The 19,064-nt window shown below is 58.2% G+C and carries 14 protein-coding genes; 3 read left to right on the top strand and 11 right to left on the bottom strand.

The window, feature by feature from the left end; genetic code table 11:
- Positions 1-44: 44 nt before the first annotated feature.
- The 6 genes from T363_RS0106685 to T363_RS0106710 form a co-directional block, all read right to left on the bottom strand.
- Positions 45-728: a hypothetical protein gene (locus T363_RS0106685; protein WP_031474439.1), complete on the bottom strand. Its 684-nt coding sequence runs from the start codon at positions 726-728 to the stop codon at positions 45-47.
- A gap of 112 nt (positions 729-840) precedes the next feature.
- Entirely contained in the window at positions 841-3,966 is a 3,126-nt protein-coding gene (locus tag T363_RS0106690) for an efflux RND transporter permease subunit (RefSeq protein ID WP_031474441.1), read from the bottom strand.
- A gap of 6 nt (positions 3,967-3,972) precedes the next feature.
- A complete protein-coding gene (locus T363_RS0106695; protein WP_031474443.1) occupies positions 3,973-5,151 on the bottom strand; it encodes an efflux RND transporter periplasmic adaptor subunit in 1,179 nt (392 codons plus the stop codon).
- 37 nt (positions 5,152-5,188) lie between these two features.
- The gene (locus T363_RS0106700) at positions 5,189-6,418 is read right to left on the bottom strand and encodes a TolC family protein (RefSeq protein WP_154658759.1); all 1,230 of its coding nucleotides are present in this window, start codon (positions 6,416-6,418) and stop codon (positions 5,189-5,191) included.
- 14 nt (positions 6,419-6,432) lie between these two features.
- Positions 6,433-7,683: a hypothetical protein gene (locus T363_RS0106705; RefSeq protein ID WP_031474447.1), complete on the bottom strand. Its 1,251-nt coding sequence runs from the start codon at positions 7,681-7,683 to the stop codon at positions 6,433-6,435.
- A gap of 22 nt (positions 7,684-7,705) precedes the next feature.
- A complete protein-coding gene (locus T363_RS0106710) occupies positions 7,706-8,728 on the bottom strand; it encodes a LacI family DNA-binding transcriptional regulator (RefSeq protein WP_031474449.1) in 1,023 nt (340 codons plus the stop codon).
- Positions 8,729-9,050: 322 nt separating this feature from the next.
- Between T363_RS0106710 and iolG the strand changes: the two genes are divergently transcribed.
- The gene (gene iolG / locus T363_RS0106715; RefSeq protein ID WP_031474451.1) at positions 9,051-10,070 is read left to right on the top strand and encodes an inositol 2-dehydrogenase; all 1,020 of its coding nucleotides are present in this window, start codon (positions 9,051-9,053) and stop codon (positions 10,068-10,070) included.
- 265 nt (positions 10,071-10,335) lie between these two features.
- Here the strand turns inward: iolG and T363_RS0106720 are convergent, their stop codons facing one another.
- The 3 genes from T363_RS0106720 to T363_RS0106730 all read right to left on the bottom strand — a co-directional run bounded on the left by T363_RS0106720 (position 10,336) and on the right by T363_RS0106730 (position 14,058).
- Positions 10,336-11,331, bottom strand: a complete 996-nt coding sequence (locus tag T363_RS0106720; protein ID WP_031474453.1) for an ABC transporter permease subunit — start codon at positions 11,329-11,331, stop codon at positions 10,336-10,338.
- Between the two features lie 15 nt (positions 11,332-11,346).
- A complete protein-coding gene (locus tag T363_RS0106725; RefSeq protein WP_031474455.1) occupies positions 11,347-12,855 on the bottom strand; it encodes a sugar ABC transporter ATP-binding protein in 1,509 nt (502 codons plus the stop codon).
- Positions 12,856-13,038: 183 nt separating this feature from the next.
- The gene (locus T363_RS0106730) at positions 13,039-14,058 is read right to left on the bottom strand and encodes a galactose ABC transporter substrate-binding protein (RefSeq protein ID WP_031474457.1); all 1,020 of its coding nucleotides are present in this window, start codon (positions 14,056-14,058) and stop codon (positions 13,039-13,041) included.
- 334 nt (positions 14,059-14,392) lie between these two features.
- On the opposite strand from T363_RS0106730, the gene T363_RS0106735 reads away from it, so the two are divergent.
- Together T363_RS0106735 and T363_RS0106740 are read left to right on the top strand one after the other, a co-directional pair.
- On the top strand, positions 14,393-15,412 hold the full coding sequence (locus T363_RS0106735) for a LacI family DNA-binding transcriptional regulator (RefSeq protein WP_031474459.1): 1,020 nt from the start codon (positions 14,393-14,395) through the stop codon (positions 15,410-15,412).
- 99 nt (positions 15,413-15,511) lie between these two features.
- Positions 15,512-16,273: a 4Fe-4S binding protein gene (locus T363_RS0106740; protein ID WP_242840242.1), complete on the top strand. Its 762-nt coding sequence runs from the start codon at positions 15,512-15,514 to the stop codon at positions 16,271-16,273.
- Positions 16,274-16,522: 249 nt separating this feature from the next.
- On the opposite strand, the gene T363_RS0106745 is transcribed toward T363_RS0106740, so the two are convergent.
- The gene (locus T363_RS0106745; protein WP_031474463.1) at positions 16,523-17,563 is read right to left on the bottom strand and encodes an aldose epimerase family protein; all 1,041 of its coding nucleotides are present in this window, start codon (positions 17,561-17,563) and stop codon (positions 16,523-16,525) included.
- Positions 17,564-19,057 (bottom strand): UDP-glucose--hexose-1-phosphate uridylyltransferase, encoded by a 1,494-nt coding sequence (gene galT, locus T363_RS0106750; protein ID WP_031474465.1) that lies wholly within the window; start codon positions 19,055-19,057, stop codon positions 17,564-17,566.
- Positions 19,058-19,064: the final 7 nt, after the last annotated feature.

The raw sequence follows: 19,064 nt of genomic DNA on the forward strand, positions 1-19,064 counted from the left end.
AAAACACACAGCCATGCGGTGTCTCAGTCCGCATGGCTGTGTGTCTATTCGGCAGACGGCAATGTCTCTGCCGTCTGCGGCTGTATGGTATAGTTGCCGGTCAGGCCGCCGCCCGCCACCGTGATGATCCGATCCGCCAGCAGGAAATTGATTTCTCCGTCCGCCGATTTTGCCGTATATCCCGCCACCGATGCCGTCCCCGCCGTGCCGTCCGAAAACGCATAAGCAATCGTCTGCTCGTCTGTCTGCGTGATCTCAAGCGTCCGCTGCACCGGCCCGGCATATACACCCGGCCAGCCGTGCGGCTGTCCTGTCGGGAACGCGGACAGCGCTTCGAGCACGCCATCCCCCAGATAGTGATAGGCTTCTCCGGTTACGCAGTCCACCGCCAGCTTGCCGGCTTCTCCGCCTGCGGCATCCCGCACTGCAAACACATAGTAATCATGTGCCGCCGCACCGTCCCCCACAGAAAGTGTGTCCTCCGTCCGTGCAGCGGTATAGCCGTACTCCTCCAGCAGGGCTGCGATCTGCGTTTCCGCCTGCTCTGCCGCAATCACAGGCTCCTGCTGCTGTGCCAGCAGTCCTGCCTGCTCTGCACGCTCCAGTGCCTGCTGCTGCGCATTGGCCTGCGCCGCTTCCTCCGCCGCCGTTTCTTCCGGTCCTGTTCCCGGTGTGCAGCCGGTCAACAACAAAAAACAGAGCGCCGCAAACGCCGCTGATCGTTTCATCCGTCTGATCTTCCTTTCCCTTTCGTCATGCGATAAGACGGCGCCGCTGTCTGCGGCGCCGTCTTTATCATACCGTATTCGGCAGGAAAAAGCAACGGTCACTTATCGGCTATCACTGAATTTCCTCTTGCTTTTTCTGCATTTTCCGCCATCCGCGCGGTTTTTTCGGCCGGTTGAACCGCGATTTGAGCCATTCCGCAAAGCTGTCCACCAGCGAATAATACACCGGGGTGATAAGCAGCGTTGCCACGGTCGAAATAACCATACCGGTCATCATCACAATGCCCATCGGCCGCATCATTTCCGCGCCTTCCCCGCCGGAAAACACCATCGGCACCAAACCGAGGATGGTAGTCAGCGCAGTCATCAGCACCGGACGCACGCGCCGCGGACAGGCGTTCAGGATCGCAGTGTTCTTATCCTCGCCGCGCTCCCGCCGCTGTAAAATATAGTCGATCAATACGATGGACGAGTTTACCACCGTGCCCGCCAGAATGATGACCGCCAGCAGCGCAACCATCGAAACCTTATTCCCGGTCGGCCACAGCAGCAGCAGCGAGCCCAGCAGGCCGATCGGCAGGATCAGCATGATCGCCACCGGCAGGGCAAACGAGTTGAACTGGCTTGCCAAAATGAAATATACCAGCAGGATCGCCACCGCCAGCGCCGTCATCAGCGAGCGGGTCGTTTCCGCAATACTGGAAGCCGCCGTATCGCCGTCCGCCACTTCCACACCCTCGGGCAGGACGTAGCCATCCAGATATTCCGCCACAGTCTGCGTAATGCCCACGCTGTCACCCGATTCGCTTTCACCTGTGATGGTTACCGTTTCGTACTGGTTCTGCCGCGTGATCGACTGCGGAGACAGTTCGGTATACACATCCGCCACCACGGAAAGCGGCACAGTGCCGCCCATCGGCGAGGGCAGCTGCAAGGATTTGAGCGCATCCAGATCCTGCGTCAGGGTTTTGTCACCCGAAACGGTCACGTCGTACTCCTCGCCGCCCATGCGCAGCGTGGTCGCCGTTGTACCGGTCAGCTCACCGCGCACGAGCGAACCGATCGAAGCCGCCGTCAGTCCAAAGCGCGATGCATTCTCGCGATTGATCTTGACCGCCACGCGGGGTACCTGATCGCCAGCAGACGATTCCACATTGATCACATCGGGCAGCGCCTCGATCCCGCGGGACAGATCAGCCGCCGTCTGCGCCAACTGGTCATAATCCTTGCCCGAAAGCTCGATGCTGATATCCGCTCCGCTGTCCATCACCATCATGCCGGCATCCGTCACCGTCAGCTCACAGCCGGCGATATCTGCCAGATCACGGCGCAGCTGCGCCGCCACCTCAGCCGAGGAACGGTCGCGCTCCCCTATGTCCTTCAGCATAATGGTCACACTGGCGCCCGATGTGCTTGACATGATCGAGTTCGAGCTTCCGGTGCTGTAATACACCATATCGATCTCAGGAATCGTCCGCTCGGCAATGGAAACAATGCGATCCTGAATGGCAGCAGTCTCCTCCATGGTCGATCCGCTCGGCATACCGACCGACACATCGATCTGCCCCTGATCCATCTCCGGCAGCAGCTCGCTGCCCGCCAGCGCAATACTCACGATGGCAACCACACAGATCACAGCAGTGGCCGCCACGCCGATCCAGCGCCGCGTGATAAACACACGCAGCAGTTTTTTATAAGTACGCGCCGCCGGCTTGTCGCCCATCACCTGCTCCCGCGTACCCGGCGCACTCGCCGATATCCGGTGGATACCGCCGCGGTCGAGCAGGATATAGCACAAAAGCGGCACCAGTGTCAGCGAAATAATAAGGGAGGACGAAAGCAGCGCTGCAATCGTGATGCAGAACTCCTTGAACATCATGCCCGTCATACCGCCCGACAGACCGATCGGCAGAAAGACCGCTACCGTCGTCAGCGTCGAAGCCGTTACCGACAGCACTACCTCCCGGGTGCCCTTCACACAGGCATCCCATCGGCTGTATCCGTCCGCCCGGTAGTGGAAGATGTTTTCCAGCACTACGATCGAATTATCCACAATCATGCCGACGCCCAGCGTGATGCCGCCCAGCGACATCATATTGAGCGTAATATCCATGGCAAACATGAGCAGGAACGTGAACAGGATACAGCACGGCATGGCGATTGACAGCGCCAGCGTTGCACCGAAATCACGCAGGAACACCAACAGTACGATCGCCGCGAACAAAACACCCATCCAAATGTTAGATACCGCGTTGTCCACCGTCATGTTGATATAATCCGACTGATCCATCACCAGATCCCACTCGAGCGTGCTGTTTCCCGCCGTCAGGCGGGACAGCGTCTCCTTGGCGCGCTCGGCAATCTCCGCCGTGTTGGATCCGGACTGCTTGTTGACCGACAAGATCAGGCACTCCTCACCGTTGACCTTTGCCAGTGCATCCCGGTCCTTGGGGCGCATGGAAATATCCGCGATCTGGCTCAGACGCACCGTACCGCCTGCCGGCAGCGCGATCAAAGCGTTTTTTACATCCTCAACCGACTGGTACTCGCCGTCCGTGCGCACGGTCAGCGTCTGCGAGCCGCTGTCCAGTTCACCGCCGGGCACCGTCATATTATCCGCACCCAGCTGCTGCGTAACGGCGGACACCGTCAGATTATAGCCCTTGAGCCGAGCCGCATCGGTCTGCACGGCGATTTCTTCCTCATAGCCGCCCGACAGATCCACCGAGGCCACCCCGTCCAGACGTTCGAGCGCAGGTGCCAGTTCATCTTCCGCCACGGACTGCAGCCGTGCCAGATCACTGCCGCGCAGTGCCGCCATGATGACCGGCATGGAATCCACGTCGATCGACATGACCGTCGGGTCGGCGGCGTCCTCCGGCAGCATGGATTTGTACATATCCACCTTATCGCGCATATCGGTCATGGTCTCATCCAGATCGACACCATATTCGAACTGCGCCACGACCATGGACATATTTTCCGCCGAGGTCGAGGTCAGGCTTTCCAGCCCTGCCAGCCCCGCGCACGCAGCCTCCAGCGGTTCGGTCACCTGATGTTCAATATCCTCGGGTCCCGCACCCGCATAGGTCGAATAGACAATCGCCACCGGCAGTTCCATATCCGGCATCAACGCCAACGGCAGCGACTGGAAACAGTACACGCCGAATACAGCGATCAGGATATAGGCCAGGATGGTCATAACATGGTGTTTAATACAGGTTTCAGCTATTTTCATCCGGGGTCAGCCCTCCCCGTCTGCAGATGTACCTGCACCGTCCACCACACGCACCGCAGCGCCGTCCGACAGGTAGGACTGCCCCTTGATGACCACCCGCTCCCCTGCCGTCAGGCCGGACAGGATCTCCGTGCTGGTTTTGCTGACAAGGCCGGTTTCTACGGTCACGCGGCGCGCTGCCTCGCCGGCTTCATCCACCACGAACACATACCGCTCCTCCTCCGCACCGGTCAGCACCGCCTCAGTCGGCACTGAAATCGTATTCTCACGCCGGTTGGTATAAAAGGTTACGGTTGCAAACGCGCCGATCGGCGGCAGCACCCCTGCGGGCAAACCAACCGATACATCATACAAACTGGTTTGGAAATTCGCTGCGGCAGGCAGTTCGGTGATCGTTCCCTGCACCGGCTCATCCGACACTGAGGAGACCAGTACGCTGGCCTTATCCCCGTTTTGCAGGTTCATATAAACATCCTCCGCCACCGAAGCCTGCACCTCTACCTTTCCGCCCTCCGCAATGATCACGCCCGGCTGCGCCGAAGCCGCCATGCCGCCGCGCACCAGATTAACTGTTGTCACCGTGCCCGAACAGGGCGCTTTGACTGTGCCGAGCGAGGCCTGCGTTGTTACCTGATCCATCGAAGCACGGATCTGCGCCAGCGAAGCCGCCTGCTGCGCCTGTGCCTGCGCCACACCGGCCTTTGCCTGCGCCAGCCCCTGCTTCGCCTTGGTCACATCCTGCGGCGCGGCGGCGCCGGCCTCCAGCAGTGCCTCGGCGTTTGCCACAGCCTGTTCTGCCTGCGTCACACCGATCTGCGCAGATTCGATCGCCCGATCGGTTGCTGCCTTGGTAGCATTGTAGGATTCCTGCAGCGCGCCCATCCCCGAGGTTACCGTGGCGGTATCCACGGTGAACAGTGTTTGTCCTTTGGCAACCTGATCCCCCGCCTTGACCGACAGCGTCAGCACCTGTCCCGCCAGCATAGGGAACACCTGCACCTCGCTGACCGCCACGACCTTACCGGTCACGGAGTATTCCGCGCTCATCGGCCCGGAAGCTGCTTCGGTCACTTCCACCGCCGTGCCGGACGGCGTTTGCTCTTCGGTTTCCTCTTCCCTGCCGCAGCCCGTGCCAAGCAGCATAACACCTGCAAGGGCAGCAGCCAACATACGTTTCCGCTTCATGCGATCCTCCATTGGTTTGATCCGTTGATCGTTCTGGTCAGGCAGCAGCCATAACACCGCGTTTAGCCCAGTCATAGTGTCCCATCGCCGTGCGCAAAGCATGCTCCGCTGCCGCTGCTGTCTCCTGTGCGGCAGCATAAGTATCCTGTGCATCGGCAAATGCCATGCGCGAGGTCATGCCGAGCTGATACTGCACCTCAGCCACATGGAAGGTCTTTCCTGCCAGTGCCAAATCGGCCTGCGCCGCCTCCCATGCAGTGTTTTTCTGCTGTACGTCCTGATACAGCTTGCGGAAGGCGGCGGACGCGTTCTGTTTTTCCGCTTCCAGCGTGATCTTTGCCGCATCATATGCATGCAGGCTGTTGGTTACGCCGTCCGCGTAATCATCCGAAGCCTGTTCCGCCGCATCCTGCTTGGACCAGACCGCATAGCTGTTTTGCAGCATTCCGGCAAGATCCTTTGCATAATCCGGCGCGGCCTGCCCCCGCGCCAAGGCGGGCAGCGGCTGCAGCGCCAGCTCGGTTCCCGCAGGATAGCCGCACTGGATCGCCAGCATATCACGCAGGCTGTCATACTGTGTCCTCAGGCTTTTCTGCTCGGCCAGCAGGGTCTCGCGCTGTGCCTCCAGTGCTTTCTGCTCGTTGACCGCCGTCATGCCGATTGACACCTGCACCTGTACCGCCGCCAAATTGCGGTCGATCTGCGCCAGCCCCCGCGCTGCCTGCGCCAGCGTGTCTTCCATTCCCTTAAGCGTAATGTAATTGTCCTGCGCTTCCATGCAGATCAAACCGGCAGCGTGATCCATCTGCCGTTTGACCCGCTCCACCGTTTTCTCCTGCTGCTCCTCCGCCCGGTCCTCCTGCTCTTCCAGCGCATCGTAGCTGCTCTGCGCCGCAGCAAGGCTGGCCTGCAATGTTTTTAACTGTGCTGTAAGCGTTGCCCGAAGCGCCTCATCCTGTAACCCCTCAATGGTCTTTTCCAGCGCATGGATCTGCGTGCGGTACCCGTCAATCTGGCTGCTCAGCGCGATGTACTGTTCCAGATAGGCCGCGCCTGCGTCCGCCGCTTCCTCTCCCTTAACCGTGCTGTTATTAGCCTTAATGGAAACATTGCGCTCGCGCACGGTCTTTTCCAACCCTTCAAAGGTCAGGCTGACCGACGCGTTCTGCTGTGCCGCATCTGTCTGGCCTGACGGCACTGCGGCGGCCGCGTACGCCGGTGTGCACAGCAGCAGCGCGCACAATCCGGCGGCGATCATTCGTTTCATGGTATGCTCCTTTCTCATCCGGCGGCGGATACCAGACCCTGCCGTCCCCACTGGTACTGCTGATACGCAGTGAGCAGTTCAAGTTCCGCGGTTTCAACCGCCTGTGCGGCGCTTGCCGCCTCATCCTGCGCCTGCTGATACGCCAAACGGGAGATCATCCCCTGCCGGTACTTGACTTCACTCGTATGCAGCGTGCGCGCTGCCTGCTCCGCTGCCGTGCGGGCTGCCTGCACGGCAGTCTTTTTATCCTGCACCGTACGGAACAGTGTTGTAAATCTGGCGCGAAGCTCTTCCTGCGCGGCATCGAGCGCCGCTTCCGCCGCCTGCACTGCGTGCACCGTGCTTTCTATATCCTTATCATATGTATTCTGCGCCTGCCGCAGCGCATCCCGCTTCTGCCACACGATAAAGCTGCTTTTCCGCGCCGCTGCCAGATCCTTTTCCAGATCCATCGCCCGCAGCTCCGCTTCACTCACCTTCCCGAGCGCAGCCGGCAGCACCGCCGAGGCGGCATCCATGCCGCACAACAGCGCCAAGCTGTTGCCCAACGTTTCGATCTGTCCGTCCAGCATATCCGCATTCATCGCCAGATTGTCCCGCTGACGGCGTGCCGTTTCCACCTGCAGGGCGCCGGCCATGCCGATCTGCTGCTGTACCTCCAGCACTGCCATGCTTTGGTCTACCGCAGCGAGCTGCCGGTCAAGCTGTTCTCCGGTGTATTGCAGGCTGCGGATGGTCAGCAGCAGGGTCTGCGCCCCCTGTGTTATCTGATCGGCCACATAGTCCGCCTGCTTTTCCAACTGATATACTGCATCCTCGATTTGGCTGACCGCCGCCTGCTCCTGTGCAGGCAGGCCGTCCCGCACCTGCTCCAACCCGGCAGACTGCGCGGTCAGCAGGGCAATATGCGCCTGATAGACCGCTTTCAGGTCGGCCTGATCCTTTCCGGCCGCTTCCATCGCCTGTTCCAGCCCGCCGATCAGGCTTTGATACATGGCGATCTGGGCACCCAGCATCACTCCCTGCTGCGCAAACTGCGCGGATACCGCGGAAGCAGTATCGATCCCCGCTGCGGTCTTGCGCAGCGCCTGCACCGTGGGGTTATTCTTTTCCACCGCAGCGGCCACACCGCGCAGCCCCATCTCACGAACGGTCAGCGCAGCCGGTCCGGCCGCCGGTTCCGGCTGCTGTGCCGCGCCTGCCGGCATCACTGCGGACACGCACAGCACAGCGCCCAGCAATGCCGCAATCATGGTTTTTTTCATTCTGCTCGTCTCCTTCTGCACATTACAGCAGCTCCCGCGTGATAATGCTCGTATGGATATACTCAATGCTGCGCTGCGGCGGCTCTCCGGTACGCAAGGCATGAGCCAGCACCTCGATCGCGCGGGTGGTCTGTGCGGAAAAGTCCTGATCGATGATAAAGTCCAGCTTTCCGTTCTCCAGATACTGGCGTGCATACGGTGTCAGATCGTGGCAGACCACATGGATCGAACGGCTTGGCTTGGCCCGATCGAGCGCATCCATACAGCCGCGCACGGATTCATTCGCCATATAAATACCGCGCAGCCGCGGATTATGCCGCACCTGCTGCAGCACACTGTCATAGGTCAGGTCATACTGCTCCACGCTTTCGATTACCTGCGCGTTAACGCTGCCGTCAAAGATCTCATGCAGCCGGTCAAGGAAACCGCGCACCCGCAGCCCATGCGCGGTAAACTCCCGGTTGCCGGTTACGACCAGCACCTCGCCATCCGCCACGTAGGGTGCCAGCAGCCCGGCTGCGACCCGGCCCGATTTGACCATATCCTGCCCGATATGATACAGGCGCCGGCTCTGGTAAACATCCGAATCACAGGTCACCACCGGGATCCCCGCCTGCACCAACCGGTCGATCTCCTCGCTCATGGCAAGGGTATCGGGCGCGGTAAGGATCAAACCGTCGATCCCGCGCTCCTCCAGCCGGCCGATCGCCTCAAAATACGAGCGGTGCGAGCGGTTTTTCAGTTCTTCCACCAGCACGGTCACATCGTTCAGTCCGCGGTTATGCACCGCAACCCGAATCCCTTCCCGCATACGCCGGATAAAAAACGCCTCCCAGCTCGGCAGAATCACGCCGATGCGGTAAGCCGCGCGTCCCGCACGTGCGGTCTGCCGCTGTGAGGGTGTTTTATAACCGTATTCATTTATCATTTTCTGCACCCGCTCACGCACTTCCGGTGCAACATTCGGACGCCCGTTTACGACCCGATCCACCGTTCCGCGCGAAACCCCGCACTGATCCGCAATCCACTGTGCAGTTACCTTCATAATGCGTTCCCCTTTGCACATTCCGCGGCGACACTCCGCCATAATACAGTACATATATTATCACAGCACACACGGCTGCACAAGCCGCTACCGTCAATTTAGACACCTGCGACAGATCTGTTGCATTCATTCTGTGCATTTCCGTTTTATGCACAATGCACGGCTTTTTTGCACGTTTTTTACCGGCTTCGCACCGCTATTTTTACCAATCCTGCTTGAAAAAATTAGGCGGTGCGCCGAAATTCAAATCTTACCCTTGAAGCCCCCCGCCAAGTGGTCTATAATAAAATTACCTTATATAAAGGAGAGAATGAAAATGGGCATTTTGAAAATCGGCGTAGTCGGCTGCGGCCGTATCGGCAAGCTGCACATCAACAACCTGATCAACTCGGTTCCGGGCGTACAGGTCGTTGCTGCGGCAGACCCCATGCTGGATAAGTCCGGCGCACGCGAGTGGCTGGCAGAGCGCAAGATCACCAATGTTTCTACTGACTTCATGGACGTTGTCAACAACCCGGAAGTAGACGTTGTGTTCGTCTGCTCCTCCACCGACACCCACTGCGACGTGTCCATGGCGGCTGTCCAGGCCGGCAAGCACGTATTCTGCGAAAAGCCGATCGATTATGATATTGAGAAGATCAAGAAGCTGCTCGCTCTTGTTGAAGAGAAGGGCGTTAAGTTCCAGGTTGGCTTCAACCGCCGCTTCGACCACAACCACAAGGCTGTGGCTGACGCTGTGAAGGACGGCACGATCGGCGATCCGCACATCGTTATCGTTTCTTCCCGTGACCCGGAGCCGCCCCCGGCATCCTATGTTGCTGTTTCCGGCGGTATCTTCTACGACATGATGATCCACGACTTCGACATGGTGCGCTACGTAACCGGTTCCGAGGCTGTTGAGATCTCTGCTGTCGGCTCCTGCCTGGTTAACCCGAACCTGCAGGAAGAGTCCGGCATTCCGGATGTTGACACCGCTGTTGTTACCATGAAGATGGCAAACGGCTGCATCGCGGTTATCAACAACTCCCGTCAGGCTGTTTACGGCTACGACCAGCGCGTTGAAGCGTTCGGCTCCAAGGGTATGGCAGCGGACGGCAACGACCTGATCAACACCACCACTGTTACCACGGTTGACGGTTCTCACTCCGAGAAGCCGCTGTGGTTCTTCCTCGAGCGCTACAATCAGGCGTTCATTGAGCAGGTTATTGCATTTGTAGATGCGATCCAGAACGACAAGCCGGTTCCGGTCGGCGCTATCGACGGTCTGCGTCCGGTTCTGATGGCCAAGGCCGCTACCGAGTCCTGCCGCAACGGCGGTGTGTACGTAAAGGTAGAGGAATAAGCGCAATACCGAAGCAAACACCAAAAAGGCTTCCCATTCGGGAAGCCTTTTTATGTCGGAAAACTCCGTTTCCCGACAATCTGTGTTTAGACTGCGCCAAACATGCACGAGAAACAATCCCTGTACAGCAGCTTTTATGCATCTGCGGTACAGATGCGGTTTGATGTGCGCTGCCGTGGATTCGATAAGATACTTTTTCAAACCGGCCACAAGCCCCTCCGCTGCTGCGGAGGGGCTTGTGCATCTATTCGGGGTGAGGGAGAGATTATTTCTTTGCCAAATACTTGCGCAGGTCGAGCGCAACCGCCAGAATGATGACCACGCCCTGCACGATGTAGGTGATCGCCGGATCGACGCCCATAAACTGCAGGCAGATCTTCAGGGTTTCAAATACGAGCACGCCGACGAGCACACCGGTCACGCGGCCGACGCCGCCGTTGGTCGAAACGCCGCCGATCGTACAGGCGGCAATGGCCTCCAGCTCATAGCCGAAGCCGGTAGCCGTGGATGCACCGCCTGCCTTTGCGCCCAGCAGGAAACCGCCGAGACCATACAGAATCGCTGCCAGAATGTAAATACGGATGAGCGATGCCGCAACATTAACACCTGCTACCTCCGCGGCGCTTTCATTGCCGCCGATCGCGTACATGTACTTGCCGTGACGGGTCTTGTTATACAGCACCCACATAAACACACCGACAACGATTGCAAAGATAGCCAGATAAGGCACCGGGCCAAGGCTGCCGCGCGCCACGTTGGAATAAGCTTCCTTATAGCCGCCCATCGGCTGGTTGCCGGTGATGACCGAGGTCAAGCCGTAAACGATCGTCTGTGTACCAAGCGTTGCGATAAACGGCGGCACCTTAAGGAAGGCGATCACGCAGCCGTTGATTGCACCGAATACCGCCATGATCGCCAACACGATCAGCAGGCCGGCCCAAACGGGGATATCCGGCAGACCGGGCAGCATGCGCGCGGAATAATTGATATCCTGCAGCAGCATAGCCGACAAACAAGCCGACAGGCCAACCATACGGCCTGCGGAAAGGTCGGTGCCCTTGGTGATCAAACAGCCGGACACACCGCACGCAATGATAAAGCGGGGCGCCACGTTGATCAACAGGTTTTTCGCGTTATCCAGCTTAAAAAAGTTCTGTGTGGTAAAGCCTACAAACAGCGCCAGCACGGCGATCAGTACGATGATCGCGTTGTTGGACAACACTTTCATCACGCTTTTGGCTGTAAATTTTTTTGTTTCCATTTTCCATTGCCCTCCTTATTCAAAACGGGTCGCCAGTTCCATAATATTTTCCTGATTTGCCTCGGCGCCGTCGATAAAGCCGGTGCAGCGGCCATCACACATGACCATGATCCGGTCGGACATACCGATCAGCTCGCCCATTTCGGACGAAATCAGGATAATGCTTTTCCCCTGCTTGGCCAGATCGGCAATGATGCAGTAAATCTCGTATTTCGCGCCGACGTCAATGCCGCGGGTCGGCTCATCGAGAATAAACACATCCGGATCGTTTGCCAGCCAACGGCTGATCAGCACCTTTTGCTGGTTGCCGCCCGACAGGGACTGGATCTGCGTTTTGGAGGAAGGGGTCTTGATGGACATTTTCGCAACATTGTCCTGCACAAGCTGTTCGATCTTGTTGTCATCCAGCAGGCAACCGCCCATCAGATATTTGTTTAGTGAAGCGATCGACACGTTATCCGCGATGGACAGCACACCCATAATGCCGGTCGCGCGTCGATCCTCGGTCAGCATGGCGATGCCGTTTTTGATCGCATCTGCCGGCCGGTTGATCTTCAGCTCCTGCCCACGGTACGAGATCGATCCGCTCGTATGGCAACGCAAACCGAACAGGCCTTCCATCAGCTCGGTGCGCTGCGCACCGACCAGACCGGCCACGCCGAGGATCTCGCCCTTACGCACATGGAAGCTGACATTGCGGAAGCTCTTGGGATTGATCGAAGTAAAATCCTTGACCTCGAACACGATTTCACCCGGCTCGTTGGTCCGCATCGGATACAGGTCATTCAGTTCACGGCCGACCATTTTGGTGATGATCATATCCGTGGTCAGCTCACTGGCCGCCCACGTGCCGATATACTGGCCGTCGCGCATGATGGTGACCTCATCCGAGATACGCAGGATCTCATCCATCTTATGGCTGATGTAAACGATCGAAACGCCCTTGGCACGCAGCTCATCAATGATGCCAAACAGCGCTTCTACTTCCTTAGAGGTCAGCGAAGAGGTCGGCTCATCCAAAATCAGCACCTTACAGTCCGCCGAAACCGCCTTGGCAATTTCGACCAGCTGCATCTGCGATACGCTCAGCGAACCGAGCTTGGCACGCGGGTCAAACGGCAGGTGGACTTCTTCCAGCACACGGGCGGCATCCTCATACATCTTCTGGTGATCAATAAAAGCAAGCGGGCCGACATACCAGATCGGATACCGGCCGACATAGATGTTTTCGCCGATACTGCGCTCGGGAATGGGCTGCAGCTCCTGATGCACCATGGCAATGCCCTTGTGCAGCGCATCGAGCGGCCCCTTGATCTCTGTTTTCTCGCCTTCGTAGTAGATCTCGCCCTCATCCATGTGATAAATGCCGAACATGCACTTCATCAGCGTGGATTTGCCGGCGCCGTTTTCTCCCATCAGCGCATGCACCGTGCCGGGACGCAGGCTGAGCTGCGCGTGATCCAGCGCTTTTACGCCGGGGAAGGTTTTGACAACGCCCTTCATTTCCAAACGATATTCGGACAAATCACTGACCCCCTTGTTGCCTTGATTAAAATGAATACATACTGTTTTAACAAATGCGGCATCCGGCTGCCGCGCCGCAGGCCGCATTTGTTAAAACAGAATCCCCTGCCGGGACGCTGTTTTCCAGAGGAAAGGGTGCGTGCGTCTGCTGCACACGCACCCTGCCGTCTCTGCCGCAAGTGCTTACTTGATGTAGTCCTTCGCGTTTTCCGGAGTAACCTTTACGTAGTCAACATAAACGGACTGCTCGCCTTCGGCAAAGGTCTTGCCGCCCAGCAGCTCTTCCATGCTGGCTACCGCCTGCGTTGCCTGACCCTGCGCATCGTTGAGCACGGTGCCGGTCATGTTGCCCGCTACTACTTCGTTGAGGGCAGCGTCCAGCGCGTCAACGCCGACCAGATAGATGTCCTTATTGACCGTGCGATTTGCCGCCTGAATGGCCTGCAGTGCGCCGATTGCCATATCGTCGTTATTGCAGAACACGACTTCGATCTGATTGCCGAACTTGGCAAGGTCGTTCTGCGCGATTTCCTGACCCTTGTTGCGGTCCCAGTCGCCGCGCTGGAGGTCGAGCTGTTCAACTTCCATGCCGGCATCGGTCAGCGCCTTAACCGAATACTCGGTGCGGAGCTTGGCATCGATGTTCTCCGGGTCGCCCTGGATCATGATGTAGGAGACCTTACCGTCGCCGTTGATGTCACCCTTGTTCTCGGTATCCAGAATCAGCTCGCCCTGGAAGGTACCGGACTGGGCAGCGTCACAGCCAACGTAAACCAGCTTGTCATACGCAGCCATCTGCTCGGCAGTCGGCTCGCGGTTGATCAGCACGGTCGGGATATCCGCATCCTTCACAGCGGAAATAATCGTATCCGCAGCGGAAGTCATAACCGGGTTGATGATGAGCGCGTCCACACCCTGCGTAATGAAGGTGTTGATCTGCTCGGTCTGCTTCGCCTGATCGTTGTTGCCGTCTACAACCGATACTTCATAGCCCTTTTCCTCGAGCATGGACTGCAGCGCATTGCGGTAGGTCGTCATGAACGCATCGTCGAACTTATAGATGCACACGCCAACGGTCTTCTTTTCGCCGCCTTCGCCGCCTGCAGCGCCGGAATCGCCCGTGCCGGAATCAGCCGGCTTTGCGCACGCTGCCATCGACAAGCACATAGTGCCTGCGAGCATCATCGCTAAAAATCGTTTCATGGTAATTCTCTCCTTTTCTTTCTCATCTCTTCGCAGAAGAAACATGCCCTGCGGCAGGCGGGGCCGTCGCTCCTTTGACCTGATTGTAGCACTCTTCTTCAGCATGGCGCAAGTGAAAAAACGAGTTTTACTAAAATTTTAGTATCATAGACAATTTCCGTCCTCATGTTTTGTCTGTTTGTTACAATGATTTCCTGCGAACCCCGTCTGAACGTCCAGAATTTTCAGATAAAAGCATTTCTATGTGTTTTTTTACTTGCATACCGGCCGGTTCTGGATTACAATAAACCTGTAAACATATTTACTGAATTTCAGTAGACAGGGAGGCAGCACTTTGGCAACCTTAAAAGAACTTGCCGCATATACCAAACTCTCCGTCACGACGATCTCCCGCATCCTGAACAACGATCCCACCATGGTAGCCAGCGAGGAGACCCGCCGCCGCGTATTCGATGCAGCAGGTGCGTTAGGATACAAAAAGCACAGCAAGACCAAAGTCGCCTCGGCCATGCGCCTTGGGCTGGCGGAAATGCTGACCCCGGCGGAGCAGCTTGAAGATCCGTTCTATCTATATCTGAAAAATTTTGCGGCGCAGGAATGTATGGAACGCCGGATCGATATGGTTCCGCTGACACGTCAAGGGGATGCGTTTGTGCACAGCTATCCCGCCCCGCCGGACGGCATCATCGCAATCGGCATTTTTACCCGGGAACAGCTCGAAGCGCTGCACCAGTTATCCCCGCATATCGTATTTCTGGACTCCTCACCGGATGAAGCGCGCAGCGATTCGGTCGTGATCAACTACCGGCTGGGCATCGAACAGGCGCTCGACCACCTGTTTTCGCTGGGACATGAACAGATCGGCTTTATCGGCCCGGCGGAAAAGCTGGATGACTGGAAGCAGCCCGCACCCGAAATGCGCCGGCAGCTATTTATCCATTTTATGAGCACCCATAACCGCTATGACCCCAGCCTGCTGATCGATGTTCCCACCAACGCTGCGCTGACCGCGCAAGCGATGACTGCACATTTGCAGCAGGGAAAGCCGCTTCCCACAGCTTTTTTAACGGCGAACGAAGAAAATGCAATCGGTGCGGTGCGCGCACTCAAAGGCGCCGGCTTGTCTGTTCCGGAAGATGTATCGATCATCTCCTTTAACGATACGCCGCTTTCCGAGCTGACCGAGCCGCCGCTGACCTCGGTTTCCACCCATGTGCAGGAAATGAGCCGCATTGCGGTTCATATTCTGTGCGAACGGCTGAGCAAGACCGGTTTTGTGCGCGAGATCCCTATTAAGCTCATCATCCCGCCCACGCTTGTTCAGCGCGCGAGCACCGCGCCGCCCCGGCAGTAAGTACATGATATCCCTAAAAGGCGCTGCCCACGGCAGCTCCTTTTATTTTTACGCCGCACCACCATCTCTCACGTTTATCGCATGAAAGGAAGCATCTCCATGATCCAACAAATCACCGTATTGCATTTCAGCCCAACCGGCGGCACACGCCGCGCTGCACTGCTGCTCGCCAAAAGTATTGCCGAACAGGTTCGTGAGATCGACCTGACACAGCAGCAGATATCTGTTTACCACTTCGAAGCAGATGATGTTGTATTGGTGGCCGCCCCGGTCTACGGTGGCCGCTTGCCGGTATTCCTGACCGAACGTCTACACGCCTGCTGCGGCGGTGGAGCGCGTGCTGTTGCCGCAGCGGTTTACGGTGGACGCGCCTATGAGGACGCCCTGCTCGAAATGAGGGATCTGCTGGCCGCACAGAATTTCCGTGTGATTGCATCTGCCGCCCTTTTGGCAGAGCATTCGATTTTCCACCCGCTGGCAGCGGGGCGCCCGGATGCACAGGATGCTGCCCAGCTGGCTGCCTTTGGCGCACGCATCGCGGACAAGCTCACCGCCGGGGAAGTTACCCCGCCGTCCGTCCCCGGCGCCCATCCATACAAATCATGGGGCGGCATGGCAGCTGTCCCCCTCGCTGCCGGGACCTGCACCGCTTGCGGCCTGTGCGCCCGCCAGTGTCCTGCCCAAGCGATCCCATCCGAAACCCCGCGGGAGACTGATGCTGCCCGCTGCATTCGGTGTATGCGCTGTGTATCCCAGTGTCCCCATCAGGCGCGTGTCCTGCCGGCAGAGGTTTCCGCCATGCTTGGCAAAAAACTCTCTCCCTTATTGGAAGAACGGAAGGAAAACGAGCTGTATCTTTAATTTGTTCGACAGGAATCCCGCTATGACCTCTCTGCCCCCTTCAAACGCAAGGCGGGACGGTCGGAAAACTTTGTTTTTCCGGCCGTCCCGCCTTTTTCCATTTACTCTTTTCTTCTTCCCGACCACCTGCGTCATACGCAGCGATCAGTGTACTATATCCCCGCTCCCTGCCCCGCCGCACAGAGCAGACCATCTGCTCTGTGCGCCTTCCTTTGGGAGAATTGGGAGAGAAACGCTGTTTCCTGCCGTTCAGCGGCAGGAAAAGCGGAATGTGGTAATATGCTGATAAACCTCCCCTGCGCGCAAAAGCGGCAACGGGAATCCGGGACAGGCAAATGCGTTCGGCCAGAACTGCGTTTCCATACAGAAGGCGTGCCGCCGGTCATAAGCAGCTCCTCCCTTGCCCTTCGGCAGATCCGGCCGCAGGAAGTTGCCGGTGTACAGCTGCATACCGGGCATATCCGACTCGACCGTCAGGGCAATGCCGCTTTCCGCGCAATAGGCCTCGGCAAAGGGACGCAGCCCCTCCCCATCGATGATGTAGTTATGGTCATAGCCTGCCGCCAGCGCGATCTGCGCAAACCCGCTGTCCCATCCTGCGCGGAGCGGCGCTGCTGCACGCAGATCCAATGGTGTCCCCTCCACCGGAGCGATTTCACCGGTCGGTACATTATGGTCGTTCAAGGGGGTATACCGCGCGGCATGTACGCAGACCTGCTGCGCCCCCACCTCGCCCGTGTCATGACCCGCCAAATTAAAATAGCTGTGATTGGACAGGTTGCACACAGTTTCCGCATCACTTTCCGCGCGATATTCAATCGTCAGCGCACCTGCCTGCAGGCGGTAGGTGACCTCTGCCCGCAGCCGACCAGGAAAGGCCTCCTCCCCTGCCGGGCTGTCATAGCACAGGCGCAGTCCGTCCGGCAGCATATACGCCTGCCAGATGCGCTTGTCAAAGCCCACATTGCCGCCGTGCAGCTGATTGACGCCGTTATCATTGCAGGCCAACTGAACCGCTTGCCCGCCGATCTCGATCCGTCCTTCCGCCAAACGATTGGCACAGCGCCCCAGCAATGCGCCGATATAGCAATCCTGCGCCTCATAATCCGCAACCGTGTCAAAGCCGAGCACCACATCGGTCGGCACGCCGTGCCGATCCGGCACGACGAGCGACTGCACAATACCGCCCAGCGACAGAATTGCCGCTTGATACGGGCCATCCGTCAGCACATAACGCTCGACCGGCCGGCCATCCGCCGTTTTTCCAAACGGGGTACAGGTAATGTTCATTCACTTCACACTTTCTATAAACCGCAGGAACGCCGCCTTGCCTGCCTCGGTGCGTTTATAAACACCTGCATGCTCCAGCACCGTGGCAAAGACGCAGCCAACCTCCTTCCGGATGATTCCAGTCACATTTTCCGCCGTGATCGTATACCGTGCGGCGAATTCCTCCGCCCAGTCCGCGTGCGGGGCGGTCAGCGGATCGGCGCGCAGATCCTCCCCGCGCACCAGTTTTTCTCCCAGCACCGCCAATTCGGTTTTCAGCCGCGCGGGCAGCACCGCCAGCCCCATCACCTCGATCAGGCCGATATTCTCCTTTTTGATATGGTGCAGTTCCGCGTGCGGATGATACAGCCCAAGCGGATGCTCCTTTGTAGTCAGGTTGTTGCGCAGCACCAGATCCAGCTCATAATCGCTGCCGCGGCGGCGCGCGATCGGGGTGATCGTGTTGTGCGGCACGCCGTCCGTCTGCGCCCAAATCATCGCTTCCGCATCCGAATATCCGCGCCACGCGGTCAGGATGCGGTCGGCCAGCTCGGTCAGCCGCGCCGGTTCTGCCCCGCGCAGCCGGATCACCGACATCGGCCAGCGAACGATCCCCGCCTGCACATCGTCAAAGCCGGGGAAGGCCAAAACCGTTTCCACCGGCGCCTTGGCCATTGCAAACGTGTAATGCCCCCCCTGGAAGTGGTCATGCGCCAAAATCGAGCCACCGACAATGGGCAGATCGGCATTTGATCCAACAAAGTAATGCGGGAACTGCCGCACAAAATCCAGCAGCTTGGCAAAGCAGGCGCGGTCTATCTTCATTGGGGTATGCGTCCGGTTAAAGCAGATGCAGTGTTCATTGTAGTATACATAGGGCGAATACTGCAAAAACCACGGGCTACCGTTGATCTCAATCGGAACCACGCGATGGTTCTGCCGCGCAGGATGATTGATCCGCCCCGCATAGCCTTCGTTTTCCACGCAGAGCTGACACTTCGGATACGCCGCAGCGGGCAGATCACGCGCAGCCGCGATCGCCTTGGGGTCTTTTTCCGGCTTGGACAGATTGATCGTGATGTCGATCTCCCCGTATACGGTTTCCGCCTTCCACTGCACATCTTTGGCGATGCGGTCGCGCCGGATATAATTGGTATCCTGACTGAACCGGTAATACCAGTCGGTCGCACGCACCGGATCCTCCGCATACAAGGCGCGGAAGCGCGCAACGACCTCACGCGGCGGCGGGGTCAGCCGCCCCATCAGCGCCGTGTCGAACAGGTCGCGGTATACGATCGAATCATGCTCCAGCACGCCGCGCGCACAGGCATCGTCGGTCAATTCCTTCAATACCGCTGCCAGATCGATCGCATCCTCCTCTAGCACAGGCTCCTCATAGCTGTCCAGCCGCAGCGCCTCCAACAGGGTGTTGACCGCCCAAACATGATCCTCCGGTGCGATCAGGCCAGCCTGCTCCGCATAGCGAACCAGCTTGGCAACAGCTTTGTCGATCATTTTGTCC

Source organism: Agathobaculum desmolans ATCC 43058 (assembly GCF_000701665.1).
GTDB lineage: Bacteria > Bacillota > Clostridia > Oscillospirales > Butyricicoccaceae > Agathobaculum > Agathobaculum desmolans.